The organism is Mycolicibacterium novocastrense (assembly GCF_001570485.1).
Lineage (GTDB): Bacteria > Actinomycetota > Actinomycetes > Mycobacteriales > Mycobacteriaceae > Mycobacterium > Mycobacterium novocastrense.
In genome coordinates this window covers 14,204-33,434 of the sequence record NZ_BCTA01000013.1, presented here as the reverse complement: position 1 = coordinate 33,434, position 19,231 = coordinate 14,204, and the positions used below count along the sequence as shown (strand labels likewise).

23 protein-coding genes are annotated in these 19,231 nt (G+C 65.8%); 2 read left to right on the top strand and 21 right to left on the bottom strand.

Going from position 1 to position 19,231, the window contains the following annotated elements; genetic code table 11:
• Nucleotides 1-119: 119 nt before the first annotated feature.
• The 21 genes from RMCN_RS04220 to RMCN_RS04115 all read right to left on the bottom strand — a co-directional run bounded on the left by RMCN_RS04220 (nt 120) and on the right by RMCN_RS04115 (nt 17,383).
• Nucleotides 120-755, bottom strand: coding sequence for a hypothetical protein (locus RMCN_RS04220; protein ID WP_067387527.1), 636 nt, complete (start codon nt 753-755; stop codon nt 120-122).
• Nucleotides 756-772: 17 nt separating this feature from the next.
• Nucleotides 773-1,522 (bottom strand): RelA/SpoT-related domain-containing protein, encoded by a 750-nt coding sequence (locus RMCN_RS04215; protein WP_067387525.1) that lies wholly within the window; start codon nt 1,520-1,522, stop codon nt 773-775.
• 31 nt (nt 1,523-1,553) lie between these two features.
• Nucleotides 1,554-2,099: an HD domain-containing protein gene (locus RMCN_RS04210; RefSeq protein WP_084377131.1), complete on the bottom strand. Its 546-nt coding sequence runs from the start codon at nt 2,097-2,099 to the stop codon at nt 1,554-1,556.
• Nucleotides 2,100-2,278: 179 nt separating this feature from the next.
• The gene (locus RMCN_RS04205; RefSeq protein WP_067387523.1) at nt 2,279-2,593 is read right to left on the bottom strand and encodes a DUF2694 family protein; all 315 of its coding nucleotides are present in this window, start codon (nt 2,591-2,593) and stop codon (nt 2,279-2,281) included.
• Nucleotides 2,590-2,904: a type VII secretion target gene (locus tag RMCN_RS04200; RefSeq protein WP_067387521.1), complete on the bottom strand. Its 315-nt coding sequence runs from the start codon at nt 2,902-2,904 to the stop codon at nt 2,590-2,592. The genes RMCN_RS04205 and RMCN_RS04200 overlap by 4 nt, the downstream gene beginning before the upstream one ends.
• 9 nt (nt 2,905-2,913) lie before the next feature.
• Nucleotides 2,914-4,662 carry a DUF4226 domain-containing protein gene (locus tag RMCN_RS04195; protein ID WP_067387519.1) on the bottom strand — a complete coding sequence of 583 codons (1,749 nt, stop codon included), beginning with the start codon at nt 4,660-4,662 and terminating at the stop codon, nt 2,914-2,916.
• Between the two features lie 432 nt (nt 4,663-5,094).
• On the bottom strand, nt 5,095-5,460 hold the full coding sequence (locus RMCN_RS04190) for a DUF4226 domain-containing protein (protein ID WP_067387517.1): 366 nt from the start codon (nt 5,458-5,460) through the stop codon (nt 5,095-5,097).
• A gap of 84 nt (nt 5,461-5,544) precedes the next feature.
• Entirely contained in the window at nt 5,545-6,222 is a 678-nt protein-coding gene (locus RMCN_RS04185) for a hypothetical protein (protein ID WP_234787564.1), read from the bottom strand.
• A gap of 205 nt (nt 6,223-6,427) precedes the next feature.
• Complete coding sequence (locus RMCN_RS31350) at nt 6,428-6,880, bottom strand: ParB family protein (protein WP_234787563.1); 453 nt, start codon at nt 6,878-6,880, stop codon at nt 6,428-6,430.
• Nucleotides 6,877-7,761 (bottom strand): ParA family protein, encoded by an 885-nt coding sequence (locus RMCN_RS04175; RefSeq protein WP_084377129.1) that lies wholly within the window; start codon nt 7,759-7,761, stop codon nt 6,877-6,879. The genes RMCN_RS31350 and RMCN_RS04175 overlap by 4 nt, the downstream gene beginning before the upstream one ends.
• Before the next feature lie 266 nt (nt 7,762-8,027).
• Nucleotides 8,028-10,028, bottom strand: a complete 2,001-nt coding sequence (gene dnaB, locus RMCN_RS04170; protein ID WP_084377127.1) for a replicative DNA helicase — start codon at nt 10,026-10,028, stop codon at nt 8,028-8,030.
• Entirely contained in the window at nt 10,025-11,134 is a 1,110-nt protein-coding gene (locus RMCN_RS30790; protein ID WP_131808516.1) for a hypothetical protein, read from the bottom strand. The genes dnaB and RMCN_RS30790 overlap by 4 nt, the downstream gene beginning before the upstream one ends.
• A 1,022-nt stretch (nt 11,135-12,156) precedes the next feature.
• On the bottom strand, nt 12,157-13,038 hold the full coding sequence (locus RMCN_RS04155) for a DUF6551 family protein (protein WP_067387512.1): 882 nt from the start codon (nt 13,036-13,038) through the stop codon (nt 12,157-12,159).
• 199 nt (nt 13,039-13,237) lie between these two features.
• The gene (locus tag RMCN_RS04150) at nt 13,238-13,624 is read right to left on the bottom strand and encodes a hypothetical protein (protein WP_131808515.1); all 387 of its coding nucleotides are present in this window, start codon (nt 13,622-13,624) and stop codon (nt 13,238-13,240) included.
• 148 nt (nt 13,625-13,772) lie between these two features.
• Nucleotides 13,773-14,795 (bottom strand): alpha/beta fold hydrolase, encoded by a 1,023-nt coding sequence (locus RMCN_RS04145; protein WP_067387508.1) that lies wholly within the window; start codon nt 14,793-14,795, stop codon nt 13,773-13,775.
• On the bottom strand, nt 14,795-15,418 hold the full coding sequence (locus tag RMCN_RS04140) for a DUF1643 domain-containing protein (protein ID WP_067387506.1): 624 nt from the start codon (nt 15,416-15,418) through the stop codon (nt 14,795-14,797). Before RMCN_RS04140 ends, RMCN_RS04145 begins: the two co-directional genes overlap by 1 nt.
• Nucleotides 15,418-15,690 carry a helix-turn-helix domain-containing protein gene (locus RMCN_RS04135; RefSeq protein ID WP_067387504.1) on the bottom strand — a complete coding sequence of 91 codons (273 nt, stop codon included), beginning with the start codon at nt 15,688-15,690 and terminating at the stop codon, nt 15,418-15,420. Before RMCN_RS04135 ends, RMCN_RS04140 begins: the two co-directional genes overlap by 1 nt.
• Nucleotides 15,687-15,974, bottom strand: coding sequence for a helix-turn-helix domain-containing protein (locus tag RMCN_RS04130; protein WP_234787562.1), 288 nt, complete (start codon nt 15,972-15,974; stop codon nt 15,687-15,689). The genes RMCN_RS04135 and RMCN_RS04130 overlap by 4 nt, the downstream gene beginning before the upstream one ends.
• A complete protein-coding gene (locus RMCN_RS04125) occupies nt 15,971-16,189 on the bottom strand; it encodes a hypothetical protein (protein ID WP_067387503.1) in 219 nt (72 codons plus the stop codon). The genes RMCN_RS04130 and RMCN_RS04125 overlap by 4 nt, the downstream gene beginning before the upstream one ends.
• Entirely contained in the window at nt 16,186-16,869 is a 684-nt protein-coding gene (locus RMCN_RS04120) for a hypothetical protein (RefSeq protein WP_067387501.1), read from the bottom strand. The genes RMCN_RS04125 and RMCN_RS04120 overlap by 4 nt, the downstream gene beginning before the upstream one ends.
• Nucleotides 16,870-16,912: 43 nt before the next feature.
• Complete coding sequence (locus tag RMCN_RS04115) at nt 16,913-17,383, bottom strand: WhiB family transcriptional regulator (RefSeq protein ID WP_067387499.1); 471 nt, start codon at nt 17,381-17,383, stop codon at nt 16,913-16,915.
• 149 nt (nt 17,384-17,532) lie between these two features.
• On the opposite strand from RMCN_RS04115, the gene RMCN_RS04110 reads away from it, so the two are divergent.
• Nucleotides 17,533-18,312 carry a helix-turn-helix domain-containing protein gene (locus tag RMCN_RS04110; protein ID WP_067387597.1) on the top strand — a complete coding sequence of 260 codons (780 nt, stop codon included), beginning with the start codon at nt 17,533-17,535 and terminating at the stop codon, nt 18,310-18,312.
• Nucleotides 18,290-19,153, top strand: coding sequence for a VldE C-terminal domain-containing protein (locus RMCN_RS04105; RefSeq protein ID WP_131808514.1), 864 nt, complete (start codon nt 18,290-18,292; stop codon nt 19,151-19,153). Before RMCN_RS04110 ends, RMCN_RS04105 begins: the two co-directional genes overlap by 23 nt.
• Nucleotides 19,154-19,231 lie beyond the last annotated feature (78 nt).

The window sequence follows — 19,231 nt, the reverse complement described above, 5'->3', positions numbered from 1 at the left end:
CCATAGCGCCCCTATGGGCCATAGGGGCACTATGGGCCACTCGCCGTGCTTGCCACTCCACTCCCCTGTTCACTCCAGGCTCCGCTGTAACGGCGTGGCCCGCTGTCGAGCACCAGGGCTTAGCGTTTCTTGGCGCGGGCTGCCGCGGCGGCCGCGCGTGGCCGCGCCTTTATCGGCTCGGCGGCTGAGCTCCGCCTGCTGGCAGCGCGGCTGATCTGCACGACCAGACTCGCGCCGTCCTCGCTGTCGAGGACGCGTGCGCGAACCGGGATGTCACGGAACGCCTTGATCCGGCGGTTGCGCAGGTCGCTGGCCATCTGTAGGGCGGGCTGTCGATTGCCGGTGTTGGTGTAGGTCTTGTAGACGATCCAGCGGCCCAGCGGGGTCTTGCGCAGCACCGCCGCTTTGGCGTTGGCGACTTCGGTCGCTGTGGGCAGAGGGTCGTCGACCAGTGTGTTGGATCCCAGAACCTCAGCAGGGTCCAGGCGGCGGGTCTCGCCTTTGGCCCAGTCGAGCAGCGACTTGTTGGTGCGGCCGTTGATCTTGCCGATGGCGCCCTCTTTGATGATGGCGGCGGCGTCCTGTGCGGTAACCGGCTCGTAGTCCATCTCCCGGTCGATGAGGAAATCGACCGACATTGGCTTGTTGTAGACGAACGCATCGACGTTGGGCACGTAGCAGTGCAGTCGGCCGTCGCGTTCGGCGGTCAGCGCGACGGTGCGGTCACCGTCCTTGACCAGGTAGAGCGCGCTCATGTGTTGCTCTCCAATCTTCACTTCGGCTTGGGTGCGGGCTTGGGGCGGTAGTCCTTGAGTTCGACGGCGACCCCGCCCAGAGTGGTCAGCTTGCGTAGGCCCGGTGGTGTCGGCACGTCGTCCCACAGGCGCACGCAGCGCTCGAACGCTCGTTTGCGCTCCTCTGGCGACAGGTCGACGTCGCGGTATAGCTCGTATTCCTTGTGCCCGCGGTTCTTGGTCGCCAGCGCGGATTCGGTGTGGTACTGGATCTCGCAGCGCTGGCCGGCTTCGTTGGCGACGATGATGTGAATTCCCTTGTATGGGTTGCCTTTTACAAACGAATGCTCGGCGCTGCGCACTGTCCAGCCGTGGGCGGTCAGTGTGGTGATCGAGGCGGTCAGGGTGGGCACCAGATCGGCGACCCGTTCCGTGGTCACGGTGTAGCGGATGGTGTCGTCGAGCCGGGTCGCGGCCTGCTCGGGAGTCTGCATCTTCTCGATCTCTTTCTTGCGGATCTTTCGCGCCAGCGACGAAGGTGCCTTGATGCGGTGCTCCAGGCCGACCAGTTCGGCGCGGCTGCCGGCGATCGCGGCCTGAAGTTGCTCGGTCATCGCCGGCTCGTGGCGTAGCGCTTCTAGCAGGGTGTTGAGTGCGGCGTTGGCGACCTGGCGTGAGTGGGTCGCATAGATTTCGGCGGGTTCCTCGCTGGGCTTGCCCGCCCAGGCCGGCGCCGGCGCGTCGGCGCGTGGAGGGGGCAGTAGCTGGGTGCCGGCGAGTTTCTTCAAGTGTGTATCGCATCGGCGTCCCCCTTCGCTTTTAGCCCGGCACACGGCGGCGGTGGGCTGCGCGGCGGCGGTGGCCGTCGGCGGGGTTGGCTCCCAGCGCCCGGTAGGCGTTGGCGTACTTGTGCAGCAGCCGGGTTCGTCTTGTTTCGGGCAGCATCGCGAGCCGGTCGGGGTCGGTGTTGTCGGCCAGGTCGGCGAGTTTGACTTCGCGGGCTATCCGGTGTTGGCGGATTTGGGCGTAGTAGTCGGCCGGTGATTGGTTCTCGCGGCGGGTGAGCAGTTCGACGGCGGCGATCACTTGCGCTGGGATGCCGCGGTCGGCGAGGTCGGCGGCGGTGATCGGGGTGTCTTCGAGGGTGTCGTGCAGTAGGGCTGCTGCGACCGCGGCGGTGTCGTGCGGGTCGTCGATGTAGCTGGCCACGCGTCGGACGTGCCCGATGTAGGGCTGTCCGGCTTTGTCACGCTGGCCCGCGTGGGCGCTGTCGGCGATGCCGGCTGCCAGGGAGGTGATTGTGTTGGTCACGATTTTCCTCCTCTCACCGGCCGTGTCCCTCTTTCCATACTCATCATAGTCCATCCTAGTGTCGGACGTCTATGGTATGCCGCTGGCAAACCGGTCTGGCATGAGAGATGAGAGAGGGGCAGACCGCTGTCAAGGGGGGAGGTTCGAGTAGCGGTCTGCCCCTGGTCCAGGAGGATATCGGGTTTCGCCTCGTCGCGTTTCACCCTTCCGCAGCAAGGCCTTTCAGTGGTCGATCAGTGTTGATTCATTGGCAGCGTGTGCGCGTTGAGCGCCACGAGCGCCTCGTCGAGGTCCTGCGGGGTAGGGACGGCCGCTGATGGTCCTTCGTCAGGGTTACCAGCAATCAGCTCGGCGCGTACTTCCAGGGCTGCTTTTACAAACGACACCTGCGCGGTACGCAAGATCGCCTCAGCGAGGCTGGCGGAGTCGGTGTTCATTACGTCTTCACTGAGGGCGACGCTGTGCATGAACCCGCCGCGGCATGACCGGAACAGGATCATGCCGCTGGGGTGCACAGCGTCAAACTCCGGGTTGGGCTGGTCGTTCATGCGTCGCCGGTGAGCGCCCGGAATGCGGTCGTGGAGCTGCGCTCGTGGTTGTCCCACAGAGCGTGAGCCTGTCGCAGGCCGGCGGCGGTGGCGTCGTGATCGGCGGCCTGGGCCTCGTAGTTCTGGCGCCGCTCATCGAGTTTGATGCGGGCTTCCTCGCGCAGCTCGGCGTACACCGGTCCCAGGGAATCCAGAGTTGCCTGGATGTCCTCGTTGGAGGCCGGCACTGTACGCAGGTACTCGGCCGCGGCCTGGTGCCCGTCGGCGGCGTCGCGGAGCACCTCGGGGGTGACGTGGATGGGCTCGGTCATGATGTCCTCCTATCGCTGACCCGTCGGGGTTAGCAACGTCGTTCCGGTACCGGTGTTGTTGTTCGCGGTGGGTGTGCTGGTCGGTGCCGCTGGATCGGCCGGCGTAGAGGTCGTCGGTGGTGCCAGCGGAGCGGCCGGCAGCTCCGGTGGCGGCATCCATCCGAGGAACCCGGGGCGGCCGTTCACATCCGAGATCGGGCGGATCTGGCCGTCGATGAATGCCAGATCCTTGTTGATCGCATAGACCTGGTGGTCGGTGAATTGACCGACGGCACCCATGGTCAGCCGCGAGGGATCCATGGGATTGGGCACCGCTGCACCTGGGGGTGCGATCGTCATGCCGTTCTGGCGGAACGCATCGGCTATCGGGGTGCCCTCCGAGATCGCCTTGGTCACGTTGGCCAGCTGCGGGTTGGGGGCGGTGACTGTCTGACCGTTGGGTAGGTGAACCTCGGTCGGTCCGGTGCCGGGCGGCACGGGAGGCGCCAGCGGTCCCGGCACCGGCGCGCCAGACGTCGGCTGTTCATTGTTTGGTTTGTCGTCTTCGGCCTTCTCCCCCTCGGGCTTGTCCGGATCCAGCGGGGACTGTGGCTGCTCGCTGCCTTCACTGCCTTCAGGCGGGGCGCCCAGTAGAGGGTCGTCGAGCAGTGACGCGACCGGGTCTGGTTCGTCTGTGTTGTCTTTGGGTTTGAGCAGATCGGACAGGCCCGACGCGGCCGGAGCGCCGCCACCGCCGAACAGGCCGGGCAGTCCTCCCCCGCCGAGGCCGGGCATGGACGGCATCGTCGGCATCGGCATCTGCGGTAGTTGTGACCCCATCCCGCCTAGAGGATCGCCGCCGAGTAGGCCCGGATCGCTGAGCAGAGGATCTCCGAGAAGATCGGCCAGTGGATCACCGGTGGCGCCGACATTGGATCCAGCCGGAGGAGTAGTGCCGGCTCCGGCTCCGGCTCCGGCGTTGTCACCGCCGCCGTTGCCGGCACCGTCAGCTTGCTCGCCAGCGTTCTTGGCGTTCGGGTCCGACTCGTCGGCCTTCTCGGGGTGAGGGGCCGCGTTGAGCGCGTAGAGGCCGGCCAGTATCTCGCGCTTGGACTTGTCATCGAGGTCGGCCTCGGCCACGACGTCGATGATCTCTTTCTGCTTGGACAGCAGAAACTTCTGAAATTCGCGCGCACCCATCGGAGTGTCCAACGCAGTCTGCCGATTCACGGCGTCCTCGATGGACTGCTGCAGCACTGCGAGCTTCTGCTTGCCCTCCACAGTGTTTGAGAACGCATTGAGCACCGCAGCGGCCAAGGTGCGGTCCGCCTCGGCGACCTTCGAGTTCTGGCCCTTCAGGGAATCCTCGAGTTTCTTGATCGCCTCGGCGCCCTCGCCCTGTTGGGCGTCGGCGTCGCCTCCGGAAGGCCCCGGCGGCGCGGGGGCGGCCGGAGGTGGCGCAGGAGCGGCCGGAGGTGGCGCAGGCATCACTGCCGCCTTGGTTTCCGGGTTAAACAGTTCTGGATGCATATTGCGGATTCGGTCGAGCGCATCGTCGGGTACCGCAGGGTTGACGGAGCTGTTCTGGTGGGAACGGTCCTCGTAGACCACTCCGGTTTCGGGATCCCTGTAACCCCTGAACCCGGCGCCGTCGCTGTTTAGCCAGCCGTTGACGTCGCGGATCTGCTGTGGGGTCAACCCCTGTTGCCAAGCGTTCGGGTCGCCGGTTTCCTCAGCGATGTGCTTAATGATGTGACGCAGATCGTCATAGGAACCCATGCCTCACCAGCCTCCCCCGGCGAGCCGCGTCAAACGCGGCACTCGCGCATCGAGAACGCGAGCGAGAGCCTTCGGTAGGAAAGTTGTGGGCACAGGCTCGCTCATCCCCGTATTTGGGTGGGTCGTCGCCTGACTCAGTTCCTTTACCGTCACTATTCTTTCGCCCCGTTCGGTGTCTCGTTAGGCAGTTTTTATCGGACCCACTTTTTGACCATAGTTTCGTCGGGCGGAATAGCCGCCGGCGGTGGAAGGGGCGAATCCCCGAATAGAGATCGCGCACGACGCAGATCAGCGCGCACTTGGTCGAGGTGCTGCTGCAGCAAAGAACGCTCCATGATCGGTCACTGTACCGAGGTCACCACCCCGCCACCACTCACCCTGCGATGGCCTGCACTGGCACACTGAAGCGGTGCTGACCAGTGGCTTTGGGCTTTAGCGATCGAGGCGATTGGGGTAGTTCAGCCGTGCGAGTTGCTCGCGACGACGGCTGGCATCGGCCTGCGCCTCAGCCAGTATCGTGGCTATCTGCTGCTGTTTGGCAAGTAGGAATCGATGCAGTTCGGCCGTTCCCATCGGCGTGTCACTCAGCTGAGATTGCATCGTCGATACGTGCTGTTCAATCTCGGCGGAAATGCGATCTAGGCGTTCTCGGTAATCAAGCATGCTGTCGTGGGCACCTTTGACGATGGCGTCAAGGTCACGGTCAATCTCTATCGCCCGCGCATTGCGGTCGACTAACTGTTCTTCACGCTCAGAAATACCGGCCGCGGATTCCTCGGAGCCCTTTTCGCCAGCCACACCTTAATCGTAGGTATGCACCAGCTTCTGACTCAATGCCACAACGTGCACGTCAGGACGCCGCGTGGGTCGCTGGCGGTGAAATCAGCTCTGCGAACCTGCTGCGCAGCAGCTCGGCGCGCGCCATGTCGCTGTGCACGGCATGCGGGCGGGTGCCGTCGAGGGCCAGGACCCCGGCGCCGAGCGCAGCTCGTCGACGGCCAGGCCGAGAATGACCATCGTCGTCGACGTCAGGGCGTGGTCGCGGGCGTCGGCAGCGAGCTCGTCGACCCATCTGCCCAGTTCTGGGTCGTCACCGTCGACGCCGTACCGGTTGGCGTGGCTGACCATGCGCTCGATAAGCGTCAGCAGCTGGTCTTGATGCGCCTCAAGCCATGCCTCCTCAGCGTCATGGCGTTGCCGCGCTTGTCTTTTGCGACGCCGCTCATCGCGGCTGATCTGCTCGTCGGGGCGGTCGTGGCGCAGCAGCGCCTCCATTCGATCGATCCGGTCGAGGATGCCCTGCTTTTTGACGCCGAGTTGGGCGCCGAGCTGGCTGAGGAACAGGCCGCGGGTGCGGCCGATCTTCAAGATTTGAAGTTCGCGCCGCTGGGTTTCCCACCACAGCCAGTTGTTGAGCTTGAGCATGTCGGCTACGTCGGCCTGCTTGACATCGCTGGGGATTTCGGGGCCGCTGTATCTGAGCAGGTAGTCCAGGACTTCGCGGGGATCGGCGTCGGGTGAGTCCGGCAGCTTCTCGCGATTGGGGTCGTCGATTTTCACGCGCCGATTGACGATTCTGGTGATTGCTCGCGATAGCTCTGCGCGACTCACCCTGGGTCGGATCGCCACCCCGTCAGTATTCCACTGACGGATAGTCCGGGTATGCAGCGCAGAGGCCGGTCGCTGCTGCTGCTGCGGCGGCTGTTCGTCCTGGACGTGTTCACCGCGCGACGGCTCTCGTCATCCTGCCTCACGGCGCGGCAGCTCACATGCTGGAGACGGCCGGCGGCGGGAATGCCTCGCCGTTGTTGTATTTGGTTTCTAGATCCTCGCACAGCCTGGCGATCGCGTATCGGATGAACTTCGACTGGTGCTTGATACCGGTGTGTGGGGATGTCCAGGTAACGGTGTTGACCATGCGGTCCTTTTCCTCCTCGGGCAAGGTCAGCAGCAGATCCTTGGAGTTGCCGCCGAGCCGTTTGGAGTTGGCGCCTGACGTCGTGGTCGGGGTGCTGGCCGGACGTGGGGGTTCGGGGGCCGGACGTGGCGGTTCGGGCTGTGGTGGCACTGTCGCGACCGATGGGGCCGCTGGTTCTGTCCCTGTTGTGGCGGCGTCATAGGCCTGGCTGGGTGCGGGTGGTTCGCTCTGCGCGGCTTGGGCGATCGAGCTGCGCCGGGGCCTTGTGGGCGGCGGCGGCTTCGGAATGGCGCTGCTCATGCACTAACTCCTTCGGGCACACGGTCGGATCCATCAGCCGCGGGCGCGGGCAGGGGCACAGGGACCTGGTCGGAGAGTTGTTGGAGGATCTTGGCGAATACGGTCACCATGTTGCGGATTCGTGGTGTCGGTTTCGGGTGTTCGTCGCAGCCCCATCCGATTGCGCTGAGACGGGAGAGGTCAGCGATCGCGGGGATGTGCTCTCCGAGGATGGTGATGCCCTCCTCGACCGACATGCCTTCAAGTAGCTCGATGGTTTCTTTATGGTCGCTGCGGCGGCCGTCGACGGCGTTGATGATCCAGCCGGCGACCTCCAGGTCCTTATCGAGATACTCCTTCAGGTCTTCGACTGCGCTGAGGGTCATCTGCAGTCCGCCGACGGCCCAGTCCTCCGGCTGAACCACGATCACGAGCTTGTCAGCGGCCATCAGGGCGTTGCGGGTAATTAGGTCGGTGGCGGGCCTGGTGTCGATAAAGACGAAGTCGAACTCGGCTTCGACTTCTCGTAGTGCCCGTGTGATGGAGTGCTCTGACCCTGGCTTACCAATGAGGGCGTCTTGGACTGCCTGTAATTCGTCGAAGCCGGACGGGAGTAGCGAGATCGCTTCTCGGCGGGTCTGCAGGATGGCGTCTTGCACGCGGATCTGTGCGCGGCGGTCAAGTACGTCTGCCAAAGAGACCGGGGGTGGCTCAGCGTTGTTGTACTGGGTGAGCGACCGCGTGATGTTCCCTTGTGGATCCGCGTCGACTATGAGGACGCGCAGGCCCGCCGCGGCGGCGGCATGGCCGAGTTGGACGGTGATCACCGTCTTCCCCACGCCGCCCTTTTGATTCGCCAGCACGCACTTCCGGGCTTTCCTTGATGTACCTGGTGTGGTCATATACCTGTCTCCCCTAGCTTGGCTTGCTTGATCTTATCAATGGTTATCTCTGCTCGTATTCACTGTGCTTTGTGGACCTTCGCTACAGCTATGCCTGCTATATAGCTCTATCGTTAGCTCATCTCTACCTAGCACCCTTTAGCATATTTCGGCTAATAGCTACTATGCTGCGCTGCGCTTCCTATATGTAGGGGTAGCATACCGCGGATTATCTCACCTTCCTATACTCCTACTCAGCTAGCCATAGCTGTACTTATATAAGTTAATCACTGATAGTCGCCCATATGGGCCATAGGGGAGAACCGCGAGAGGTGCAGCTGGTGCGCCACCGTGATGGTCTTGGTCGGACCGTTGCGGTGCTTGGCCAGGATCAAGTCCGCCTCGCCACCGCGCGGGTCGTCGCGCTCGAACGCATCTGGGCGATGCAGGAGGATGACTATATCTGCATCTTGTTCCTGGCTGCCGGATTCGCGCAGGTCAGAGAGCATCGGCTTCTTATCGGAGCGCTGTTCGGGGCCGCGATTGAGCTGACTAATCGCCACCACCGGCACGTCGAGTTCCTTGGCTAGCAGCTTCAGGTTGCGTGAGAAGTCCGATACCTCCTGCTGGCGTGATTCGTAGCGCTTGCCTGACGTCAGCAGCTGCAGGTAATCGACGACGATCAGCTTCAGACCGACGCGCTGGTGCAGTCGGCGCGCTTTGGCGCGGATCTCCATCATGGTCAGGTTCGGCGAGTCGTCGATGAACAGTGGCCGTTCGTTTAAGCGCGCCATGCAGTGGCCCAGCTGTACCCAGTCGTCATCGCTCATGCGGCCCGACCGCATCGATTGGAGCTTCACCTTCGCCTCTGCCGACAGAAGCCGCATAACGATCTCAGACTTACTCATTTCCAGCGAGAACACGACGCTGGGGAGGTCGTGTTTGATCGAGCAGGACCGCATGAAGTCCAGTGCCAGAGTGGAGTTGTGAGTAGGTACCGCGCCTGGTCCAGCGAGGTAGAGATGGTCTGCGTTGGCGACCTGGACACAGCGCACGGGCACGCTGCTGACCCTGCGCACAGCGACGATGGCGTGCCGCACCGCGCCGGGGATGCGCCATCGTTGTCGCCGTGCGGCTACCTGCTCAGTTACCGACGCCAGCACCTGTACTAATGACCCATATGGGCCATAGGGGGCAGGGGGGCTCGCTGGGGGCGGTAATGCGGCGCGGTCCATCGGGGCATGCGCCAAGCTGTTCGACGCGGGCGTCGCGTCCTGCAGACGTGCGCCGCTAATGAGCCGGACTGTGCCGGCACGCGCCATCTCGCGCCAGATCTGCGCCGTCGTGCGCACACCGGAGGGTGTTGGCCACTGGTGTTCGGCGTCGGCGACGATCCGGGTGCCGTCGCTGAAGGTCAGCTCGTAGCACGGGCGCCCGTGCAGCACGTCGGTCGCGGCAACAACCCGGGTGGGACGGCCAGCGGCGTCGAGCAGTTCGTCGCCAGGCTCAACGCGGCCCATCGTCGTCCATCCGGTCGGGGTTGGGAGGGGGGTGTCCAGTGCCAGGGCTTTGCCGACGCCGGGGCGCGCGGCCACGATCACCATCTGACCGCCGTGTAGACCGGTGGTCACTTCGTCCAGTTCTGGGAAGCCGGTCGGCACCCCGCTGCCACGTCCACCGCCGCTTGAAATGGCGTCGATCTCGTCCAACGTCGGCTGCAGCAGGTCATCGAGCGCTACGAAGTCGTCGCTCGCGCGGCGCTGCGTGGCGTCGTAGACCTCGGCCTGGGCGCGGTCGACGACCTCTTCTACCTCGGCGCCTTCGGCTCCGGCGTACCCGTACTGCACGACGCGGGTGCCGGCTTCGACAAGGCGGCGCAGCAGAGCCTTTTCAGCGACGATGCTCGCGTAGTAGCCGGAATTTGCGGCGGTGGGGACGGTGGCGATGAGGGTGTGCAGGTACGGAGCACCGCCGATGCGCTGGAGCATGCCTCGGCGGTCCAGTTCTGCAGCGACGGTGACGGGGTCGGCGGGTTCACCGCGTCCGTATAGGTCAAGCACGGCGTCGTAGACGCTGCGGTGGGCTGGTCGATAGAAGTCGTCGGGCCGCAGCTTTTCCACCACGTCGGCGATGGCGTCCTTGCTGAGCAGCATCCCGCCCAGCACGGACTGCTCAGCGGCCGCGTCGTGCGGGGGTTGGCGGCCGTAGTCGTCGGGGGGTGCTGCGTCGCTGCGGCTGGGGTGTCTCGGCCGTGTGGTTCGGGGTGGGCGCTCGGTGATCTCGGTCATGCGGGAATGTCCTCCAGCAGCTCGGGGTCGGCGTTTTGGATCCAGCAGTCGTCGCAGATGGGGGTGGGTAATGGAAGTTGCGGCCGGATCGAGCCGGGCGCGTTTTGGCAGGACACGCAGGTGTGGCTGTCGCCACATGCCGGCGCGATCAGGCTGGTCAGGTTGGCGTCGGTGGGCGGCGGTGGGGTCGCAGCCGACTGCGTGTTGCCCAGGATGTTGGCTGTCCAGCGGCGCAGCGCTGATCCCAGCGGTTCGGTGGGGAACTCGCGCAGCGCCATGCGGCCTGCGTGTGCGAGTGCGGCCTTGGGGTTGACCACGGGCCTCCATGAGGCCGGCTTGAGTTGGTCGGTCGCCTGCAGGATTTGGTCGCGGAGGCGTTCGTCCGTGGCGGCGGTCACCGCCGTCAACCACCGGTTTGTGGTTTCCTGGGCGGCCTGGCGTTCAGCCGCTGCGTGCCGTTCATCCCAGGCTTGTTGCAGCGGCCTGAGGCGTGGACCTGCGCCGATGATGTTTCGCCGGAGTCGGTAGAGCGCCAGGCGCCACGGGCGGTGCACGTCGGCGGGCATCGGTGCGCTCAAAACGGCCAGGATCTGTTCGGGCAGCCAGCCGGCGGCGAGTTGATTGCGGATCTCGCCGCCTAGCCGCCATCGCAGCCCAGCGGGAAGGCCTTGGTAAACCGCGGGCAGCTCGCGCAGCACGGTGCGGACTTCTGCCGGATTGACATTTACCGCGGTCGGTCGTGGGTCGGGGACGGCTCGATGGTGGCGGGGGGTAGGGGGGTGAGGTTCTTGGCTTATAAGAGGTGGCGAGTCAGAAAAGGTGACGGAATGGGTAATCACACGGCCGTCGGCGTCGCGGGCAAGGATTCTTACGTCGGCCAGGAACTGGGGGTGGATGGCGATCTCGGCGTGCTGGCCTCGTCCGCGGGCGGGGCGGTAGGTAATCAGCTGGTCATCGGCGAGCGATGCCAGTGCGCGGCCGACTGTCTTGAGGTCGTAGAGGCGACCGTGATCGGCGACGATAGCCTCGGCGATCTGGCGCAGCCGCACAGCGTCGTCAGTGACGCGTGACCAGCCACAGAGCAGCCCTAAGACGGCGGCCAGCACGCGCTGGCGGGCACCACGGAGGCGTAGTGGCGCTGCGTGGGCTTCCACGCGCTGGCGGACTAGTGCGGCGTCGGAAGCGAGCACGCGCGGCCGCGCATGGCGAATGTGTATCTGCCGGTTTCCACGTTTGCGACACGCCCAAGAGCTGCGGGTGTTTCCGCAGGTCAGGCCGCGTTTTCGTGGAAGTCCGGCGGAGTGTGTTGATCCGTATTCAGGGTAGGAGTTACCCTGAGAACGACCTTGCACGGTTGTTCTCCTCGGAATTCCGGGGACCGCGAGAACGAAGCGGCTAACTTCGGTCTCACCAGAAGCTCGGGGTTCGCGTCCCGAGGATTCGCCTTAGAACTCCTCCCAGTTCCCCCCTTGTGGGGGACATCTGTCTTCGTTCGGTCCCGCTATGGAGTTGTCAGGTGGCCGCTCGAATGAGCGGCTTTGAGAAGTGGGGGGAGAAGGCCTCCTTTACCTAGTCGTGATGTCCATCGGACCACTGCGCTAGTCGATGAACTCTTAAGGACACGGCCCCATACGCCCCATATGGGCGAGGTCAGGGGCATAAAATCGGCGATTCGAGGGGTTGTCGTATCGCTTGTATGCCTCTGTGAGCAGCGCCGAAGTTTGTGACAGCTGTGTCGCACGTGGTTGCGTGCGGGGCTGGTTCCGACCCGAAGGTCGGCCTGGCGCGGTGTGGTTGAAGGGTCTTGACGCCGGCCAGATCAGCGGGTTGGCCGGCTGACATCCTGTCTTTGCGGCATGGGTGAGCGCGTCGAGGACCGCGATGTCGCGGATGAGCCGTCGGCGGCCCCTCCAGCTGCACGTGCAGGCGGCCTGGGCGCGCCGTAGCGGTGCGGCGCTGACGTAGACCGTGCCGCTAGGCCGCATCGGCGTGAACGACGCTCTCAGGGGCGCACAGCGGGTGTCGTCAGAGGCTCGGCTGTGATCGTTCGCGCGTGGTGGGGTTAGGCGGGTAATCGCGCTCGTCGAGGGTGCGGTGGCAGACGTCATGGCGGGCGCGGTGGTGGCGGTCATGCGGTCTGAGCGATCCGTGGAAGGGAGCGCGCGTTGCGTGCGCCGCCGCCGAATGTGCGGGCGGTGACTGAGATTCGTTCGCCGGGCACGTTGCGGTTCTTGTTGTACAGGAACATGATCATGAGCGCGGTGAGCACGGGCTGGGTGCCGCCCTGGTGTTCGCCGAGCGCTAGGGCGCGGGTCTTGAGATTGCGCGGGCCGGGGATGCCGAGCAGCGTGTCGGCGAGGCGTTCTAGGTCGATGCGGTCGCGCAGGTGGTGCAGCACCAGGCCGATGCCATGCACGATGGGGGCGTCGAACGCATCCAGGCGGATGTCCCAGACGTCGATGATGAGTTTGAGTGTGTCGCCGACGAGTTCGACGCCGCCGAGCGCGCGCAGTTTTTCGAGGGTTGACGTGCAGCGCACGTTGCCTTCGCGAGGAGCCGAGTCGATGGTCAGTTCGAGATCGGCGGCCACCTGCTCGATCGCGAGGACGTCGGGGTCGCCGGCGCCCTTGCGGGCATGCCAGTGATCCCAGGTGGAGGGGCGGCGCCGTTCCCGGTTAATCCGGTCGAACAGGCGGGCCTCGTCGGCGACAGTCAGGCCTTCGTGGATGGTGGCGACCATCATTGGCGGCGGGTCGATGAGTTGGCCTGCGGCCCATCGGTGTTGGCCGTCAATGATGGCGTAGCGGCGGGGTTGGTGGTCGGGGCCGCGGTCGCTGACTTCGATGACGCCGGCGAGGCGGCGGTCCCAGTTGGCGGCGAGCTTGCGTGCGCGGTGCTCGTCGAGGTCGCGTTGGTAGGTCTTGTCGACGAACAGCTCGTCGACGGCGATCGCGTCGATGTAGGTGCCGCGCGCGGCCGTGGCCGCGGTGGTGGCAACGGAGGTGGTCATGCTGCTGGGTTCCTCTCTCGCGGCGTGGCGGGGTCGTCGCCGCAGGTCAGCGCTGCTTGGTACAGCTCGTGGCAGGCATCGCAGCGGGGCCGGCCTGGTGAATGCGGTTCGGTGCGGCAGTCCGGACAGATGCCGATCCGGTACAGGTCGGCGCGAGACAGGCCGGCTGCTTGCGCGGAGGTCAGGGGTGCGGGTGCGGTCATGCTGCGCCCTGCGCGGATCGATTTGCAGAGCGGGGGAGCAGCAGCGCTATCGCGTTGTCATAGAGGTCGCAGATCTGGGCGCGGGTGCTGTTGTCGTTGAAGTCGATCAGCAGCACGTTGGGCGGCAGTGCGCGGCGTAGGACTCTGATGAGGGCGGTGTGCGGTACGGGCATGTCCGCGTCGGTCCAGGCCTGACTGGTGCACTGGTAGATGTCGAACCTGGTTGGGTGCCACCGCTCACGCGCGATGTGTTTGGCCGACTGCAGGACTGTAGCCAGGGCCTGGGCTGGAGGTGGGGGAGTCGGGGTGGCCGCGGGCACTGGGCGGGCGCGGCGACGGGTCATGGTTTGGGCGGCGTCGATGCAGACAGCCAGGTCGTCCACGGAGCTCGCTGGGGGTACAGGCTGGTTGGGCAGGCTGACCGTGCCCCGGCTCGGATCTACGTCGACGAGCCAGCCTCGGTAGCTCAGTCGGGTCCCCAGCTGGGTTCGGCCAGGCCTGTGGTGGCTGTCGATACGGATATCGCTGCAGTCAGCGGGCATGGCTGGTCCTCCCTAGGTGTCGTGATGTGCTGGCGTCGACGAGGTGCACGGCGGCGGTGGGGAACATCGCCCGACGGATGGCTTCGTGGGTGATGTGAGGGGCCTCCTGGGGCAACATGTGGCCGGCGTCGTGCAGGTGAATATGGGTTGCTCCGGGGATGGCGGCGGCCAGCTCGCGCGCATGCGCCGGTGGTGTCAGCAGGTCGGCGCCACCACTGATGACAACCGTGTGTGCGCGGATATCCGCCAGGACGGGGTAGGTGTCGTAATTGGCCAGCGCTGGCAGGAACCCGATGATGGTGGGCACGGGTGTGGTGGCCAGTGCTGCGGCCGCGAGGGCGGCCAGTGTGGCGCGGGGTGCTCCGGCGGCGCCGCGCCAGCGGCCCAAGCCTGCGCAGAGCGGCCCGGAAAGGGCTTTGAGCGCTTGTGCCGGGGTGTGGTTGATCAGGCCGACGAGGGCGGCGGTGGCGGGGATGGCCAGCAGTCGGCCCAGGCCACGCTCGCCAAGTCGGCCGGCAGCTGTGGCCACCAGCACGAGGCCTTGTGGTTCGACGGGGCGATCGGCGGCTGGGCGGGCGTAGTAGGCCAGCGCCGTAAATCCGCCCATCGAGTGGCCTACCAAGGTGAGTCGGCCCGTGACGTTGAGTGAGGTCAGAACCTCGGCGAGGTCAGCCGCCAGTGTGGCAACGCCGTAGGTGCCGATCGGTGCTTGTGATGATTGGCCATGGCCACGGTGGTCGTAGGCGACGATGCGGATGCGCTGGCCGTAGCGTCGCAGCAGATAGGCGATCTGGCCCGACCACGAATCAGCCGAGAGGCAAAAGCCATGCAGCAACACAACAGTGTGCTCGGCATCGCGGGGGCCGTAGTCGCGCACGGCGAGCTGCACACCATCTGTGGTGGTGACGGTGGTGACGGTGGACTCGTTGCCGAGTCCGCGGATCGGGCGCAGGCGGCTCGCTGGGGCGACGGGACGGAGCTGGGTCGCAGTGGGGTCGGCGCAGTGGATCATTAAGGTGCTCCAACCACGTGTGCGGCGGTAGGGCCTGTGTCGTCGAGGCCGCAGGTGTTGGTGAGCAGCTGCGGCCATCGGGGGTCGACGTCGAGCAGGTCGAGGTGAGCGCGGGCAGTCAGGCAGTGCAGTTGTGCGGTGGCTGCGACGTCGCGCAGGTGGCATGGCTGGTGGGCGGGGGTCCAGCCCAGCACGGCGACGGTGCCTCCGGTGTGGCGGCATATCCGCCAGAGCCGGGTGGCTACCTCTCGGGCGCGCTGCGGTGCAGCCGCGTCGCCCCAGGCGAACACGATGACGTCATGCTCGGCGGCCGCGCGATTGAGGTGGGAGTCGTTGTCCGGGCCGATCGGATCGTCCATTGCCGCAAGGTCGGCTGGGTCGGCAGCTTGGCCGGCGTACAGGCTCAACGTGGTGAGTGCGTCGTAGCCGAAGCGGCGCGCGAGGCGCTTGTCGAGGCGTACGGTCGGATCGTCGTGGTGTTCGTCGGCTCCAGAGGGACGGTCCGAGATAAACATCAGCGCTGGTCCATCGCCCCACCGCCGGGTCAGCCGATAGCGGTAGCGCCGGTCGGGTGAGAATTCCGCTGGAGGGCACGGATGGCGGTGGTCGAGGGTCAGGGTCATCAGCGGTCCTGCCCGTGCAGTGCCGAGACGGCAGACGACCGGCGTGTCCAGTAGATGTGGCGGCGGCCGCGGTGGGTGATGCGGCGCACGTGACCGGTGCGTGACATGGCATCGAGGTGGCGATAGACGGTTTCGTGGGTGACGTCGCTGAATCCGTGGTCATCGACGATGCGGGTGCGCAGCTCGGCGGTGGTGACGGCGCGGCCGTGGGACAGCAACGCAAGCAACGTCTGGCGCAGCTGCGCGTGCTCGGGGCTGAGCCAACGAGTCATGACGTCGTGACCTCGCGGGTGTGGTGCTGGGCTGTCTGTAGCGCTCGGCGCAGCTGGGCGGCGTAGGCGTCCTTGGTCATGGGCGGCACCATGGTCTGGGCGAGCTCGCGCAGCGAGGCGGTGGGGTGGTCGACGCGGTGCTGCAGGACCGCTACCCAGTGGGGGTAGCGCCCGCTGGCCAGTAGCTCTGCGAGAACCTGCTGGGCTTGGGCGGATGTGCGTTGCCCGGTTTCGCGCGCACGGCGCATATTGGCGGCCAGGCCGTTGTGGCGCCGCTCGGTCACGCTGCACCCTGCAAGAACGTGGGGTCTTCCCACCAGTCGTAGCCCGGCCAATGCACCGGCACCCTGTTCGGGCTTAAATCGGGCCAGCGGCGCGCTTGCTCCCAGCTCAGACCGCCGGCTCCGATCATGGTGTCGGCGACGGCGACCACACCGATGACCTCGGGGGCGCTCGCCAAGTAGACGCGCTGACCGATGCGGAACTCGTTGGCGTTCATGAGCGGGTGGCCAGCTTGGCGCGAGCGAAAGCAAGGTTGACGGGATTGGTGTTGGCGTGTCGCAGGTAGGCCAGGCTGGCGTGATCGAGGGTCGGGATCAGCCGGGCCAGCGCGGCGGCTGTGGTGCCGTCGGGCTGGCAGGTGCCCGGGTAGATCACGGTGGCATCGGCGGGGATCTCGGCGATAAATCCGCCGTCGGCGACGGTCTCGCCGAGATCGCTGATACGCCACTGGTAGTCGCAGACCAGCGTGACCAGCAGCCAGAAGGCGGTGCGCAGATTGGCCGAGGGCTGGCGTAGCAGCGTCGGATCGGGGATCGGGTCGCGCCGTGGCGGCCTGGGCCGCGGGGAGCCGACTTGATCAGAGAGCAGCCAGGCTAGATCGCTGAGACAGTCGCCGCCCTTGCGGCCCAGCGCCCCGACGGCTGCAGCCAGCCGGATGGCGATGTGGGCGTTGGGTAGCTCGAGATGGAGGTGACGATCGGCGCTGGTGATGGTTAGGCCGCGGTGGGTGGGGGTGTGCACATCGATGGCGCCGGCGCCGGTGAGCGCGATGAAGCGCAGCTTGCGCAGCTGCCAGCCGGAGTCGATGAGCGCGAGTGCGTCCCAGTAGGCCGCGCGGATCTCTGCAGAGCTTTCGGAGGCGATCTCGGTGACGAGCGGAGCGCGATGGGTGGCCATGATGGCTCGGTCTCCTGTCAAGTGACGAAACGGACTGTGGCTACTAGGCGGTGGCGCCGGCGGGTGCATCGGTCGGCACTGGCGCGGCGACGGCGCGGCCCTGCCGCGGTGCTAGCAGGGTGGGCGCGGAGCTGCTGGTCGCCGCGCGCATCAACCTGGCGTTGCTGGGATGGGTGCGTGGATTGATCGAGCCGTCAGCAATACCGGCCAGGATCTCGCGCTGGGCGTTGAGGACCGGGATCTTGCGGGTCTGGCCGCCGGGCAGCTGCACGCCGGCCCACACGCCGTAGGTGGCACCGGTGTCCAGGGCGATCTGCGCGCAGGTGCGCTGCTGGGCCAGTGGGCAGCGGGTCAGGCAGGCGGTGCGGGCGACTGCGGACAGGTGTGCGGCGCGCTGGCGCATTTCCAGGGTGGGGCCACCGCGACCGTGTCCGCGGGAATCGCGGTCGTTGTCGTCGTATTCGGTGTGGCCGCCGAAGAACAGTTCCGGGTCGGCAGTGCACGGATTGGTCATGTGAAGGTCCCCTTGACTGTTTAGGTGTTGTGTAGGGAAGCGTAGGCATAGATTGCGACACGCGCAAGAGGATCGCCGCAAGTAACGTATATGTGCAGGTGAGGTGTGTATGGGGTGTGTACGATGCCGTGCATGGCAGGAGCGTGCGGGTGAATCGAGAAGCCGCTGGTGCTGCGATCCGGGCACTGCGGGAGGCGCGTGATCTGTCGCTGGCCGATCTGGCGGCGTCTAGCGGCGTGAGTCAGATGGGGCTGAGTTATCTGGAGCGCGGGATTCGCAAACCGCGAAAAGACACCGTGCGCAAGGTGGAATTGGCGATGGGGCTACCCAGTGGGAGCTACCAACGGTTGGTGTTCGCCGAAGATCCTCACGCCGAGCTGGAGGCCATCGTGGCGACCTCGCAGTCGGCGTCGGCTCAGGCCAAGGCCGCGGTGTCTAGTGGCCTGGTGCTCGGCCGGCGCACCGACACCACCGCGCTATTGGGTGGGTACGCCGAGGCTCAGATCGAAGCGCTCAACGCCGTCATCAACAGAATGCCGCCGGAAACAGCAACCGATTATGAGACGTATATTGCGTTTGTGATCGATCGGTGTATTCAAACGGAGGGATTAACGGCGGATTCTTGGCGAGTCGCCGCCCACGCCGACGCTGGCGATGCCGATCGACTGATGGCACATCTGGAGACGTTGGAAGCCACCCGGCAAAGCCTGCTTGCACGTCTACAGGCACGCAGTCTCGGCGCGAAACTGGATATCGCGTGCGTGAATTCTCCACTGCCTGATTCGGTGATCGCCCAACTGCTCGGCACCACCGCGGAGGACCTGTGGGTGTGGCGCAATCAAGGTGCGATTCCCGGCGAGGCGGTTGAACTCGTGCAGGCGTTCGTTGCAGCGGGCCGGGCCGGAGATGGCGATGACGGTGCCGGATGAGGTCACGGTGTTGGCCCGGGCTCACGAATTGTTTGCTGGCAGCCCCGGGGTTGCGCGTAGTGGTGGGCCGGCAGTTGATGCGCAGCAGGTGCTGCGCGATGGGCAGCCGCTGAGCGGCGCGGCGTTCGAGCGGTATCGGCAGCGGGCGGCGCAGGCACATTTCGATCTGCGCAGCGGCGGCGCGACCGACGCGCAGCTGCTGTCAATCCTGCGCGGCGCGGTCGACGATCACGCCGCGGCGCGGCACCAGACGCGGGTGATCCTCGATGCCGCCCGGGCGGACTCGGCGCCGGCCGCAGATACCCCGATGGGGCAGCGGGAGCTGATGCGCCGGCGGATAGCGCGACTGCGCGCTCAGTCGCGCACCGTCTCGGGCGCTCGTGCCCGCGCGCTGCGGCGGTTACTGCTGCTGCGCGCGCTGGCCTACCAACGGCGGCGCGGCGCTGGCGCACGTGGGCCGCTCAACACCACAGCGGCGGGCAGAGCCGACGAGAAGGGGCTTCAGCACTACACCAAGTTGATGAACCGCGCGGTGTCGGCGGCCTTCCCGCAGATCCGCGAGATTGGCGGCTGGCGCGAGGACAGGCTGCACTGGCATCCGGACGGTCTGGCGCTGGACATCATGATCCCGAACTACGACACCCCCGCCGGGCGGGATCTCGGTAACCGGATCGTGGAGTTCCTGATCCGCAATCGTGGACCGCTGGGTCTTGATCACATGATGTGGCGTCAACGCCAGATCAACGCCAATGGCACGTCGTCTCTTATGGGCGATCGGGGGTCTGACACAGAAAACCACTTCGATCACATTCATGTGGTGTCGATCGGCGGCGGTTACTAACGGTAAAGAGACAGGACTAGGCTAGGGGCGGATATGGACATTAGCGAAATGATCGTCGGCAGTGGTACTAACGCTTCC

Excerpts from the sequence above, each read along its gene's own strand:
- RMCN_RS04105 (WP_131808514.1), top strand. The coding sequence starts at position 18,290 with ATGGCGATGACGGTGCCGGATGAGGTCACGGTGTTGGCCCGGGCTCAC.
- RMCN_RS04115 (WP_067387499.1), bottom strand. The coding sequence starts at position 17,383 with ATGACCAATCCGTGCACTGCCGACCCGGAACTGTTCTTCGGCGGCCAC.
- RMCN_RS04125 (WP_067387503.1), bottom strand. The coding sequence starts at position 16,189 with ATGAACGCCAACGAGTTCCGCATCGGTCAGCGCGTCTACTTGGCGAGC.
- RMCN_RS04145 (WP_067387508.1), bottom strand. The coding sequence starts at position 14,795 with ATGATCCACTGCGCCGACCCCACTGCGACCCAGCTCCGTCCCGTCGCC.
- RMCN_RS04135 (WP_067387504.1), bottom strand. The coding sequence starts at position 15,690 with ATGACTCGTTGGCTCAGCCCCGAGCACGCGCAGCTGCGCCAGACGTTG.
- RMCN_RS04210 (WP_084377131.1), bottom strand. The coding sequence starts at position 2,099 with ATGGACTATGATGAGTATGGAAAGAGGGACACGGCCGGTGAGAGGAGG.
- RMCN_RS04195 (WP_067387519.1), bottom strand. The coding sequence starts at position 4,662 with ATGGGTTCCTATGACGATCTGCGTCACATCATTAAGCACATCGCTGAG.
- RMCN_RS04120 (WP_067387501.1), bottom strand. The coding sequence starts at position 16,869 with ATGGCCACCCATCGCGCTCCGCTCGTCACCGAGATCGCCTCCGAAAGC.
- RMCN_RS04155 (WP_067387512.1), bottom strand. The coding sequence starts at position 13,038 with ATGACCACCTCCGTTGCCACCACCGCGGCCACGGCCGCGCGCGGCACC.
- RMCN_RS04205 (WP_067387523.1), bottom strand. The coding sequence starts at position 2,593 with ATGAACGACCAGCCCAACCCGGAGTTTGACGCTGTGCACCCCAGCGGC.
- RMCN_RS04200 (WP_067387521.1), bottom strand. The coding sequence starts at position 2,904 with ATGACCGAGCCCATCCACGTCACCCCCGAGGTGCTCCGCGACGCCGCC.
- RMCN_RS04220 (WP_067387527.1), bottom strand. The coding sequence starts at position 755 with ATGAGCGCGCTCTACCTGGTCAAGGACGGTGACCGCACCGTCGCGCTG.
- RMCN_RS04175 (WP_084377129.1), bottom strand. The coding sequence starts at position 7,761 with ATGACCACACCAGGTACATCAAGGAAAGCCCGGAAGTGCGTGCTGGCG.
- RMCN_RS04140 (WP_067387506.1), bottom strand. The coding sequence starts at position 15,418 with ATGACCCTGACCCTCGACCACCGCCATCCGTGCCCTCCAGCGGAATTC.
- RMCN_RS31350 (WP_234787563.1), bottom strand. The coding sequence starts at position 6,880 with ATGAGCAGCGCCATTCCGAAGCCGCCGCCGCCCACAAGGCCCCGGCGC.
- dnaB (WP_084377127.1), bottom strand. The coding sequence starts at position 10,028 with ATGACCGAGATCACCGAGCGCCCACCCCGAACCACACGGCCGAGACAC.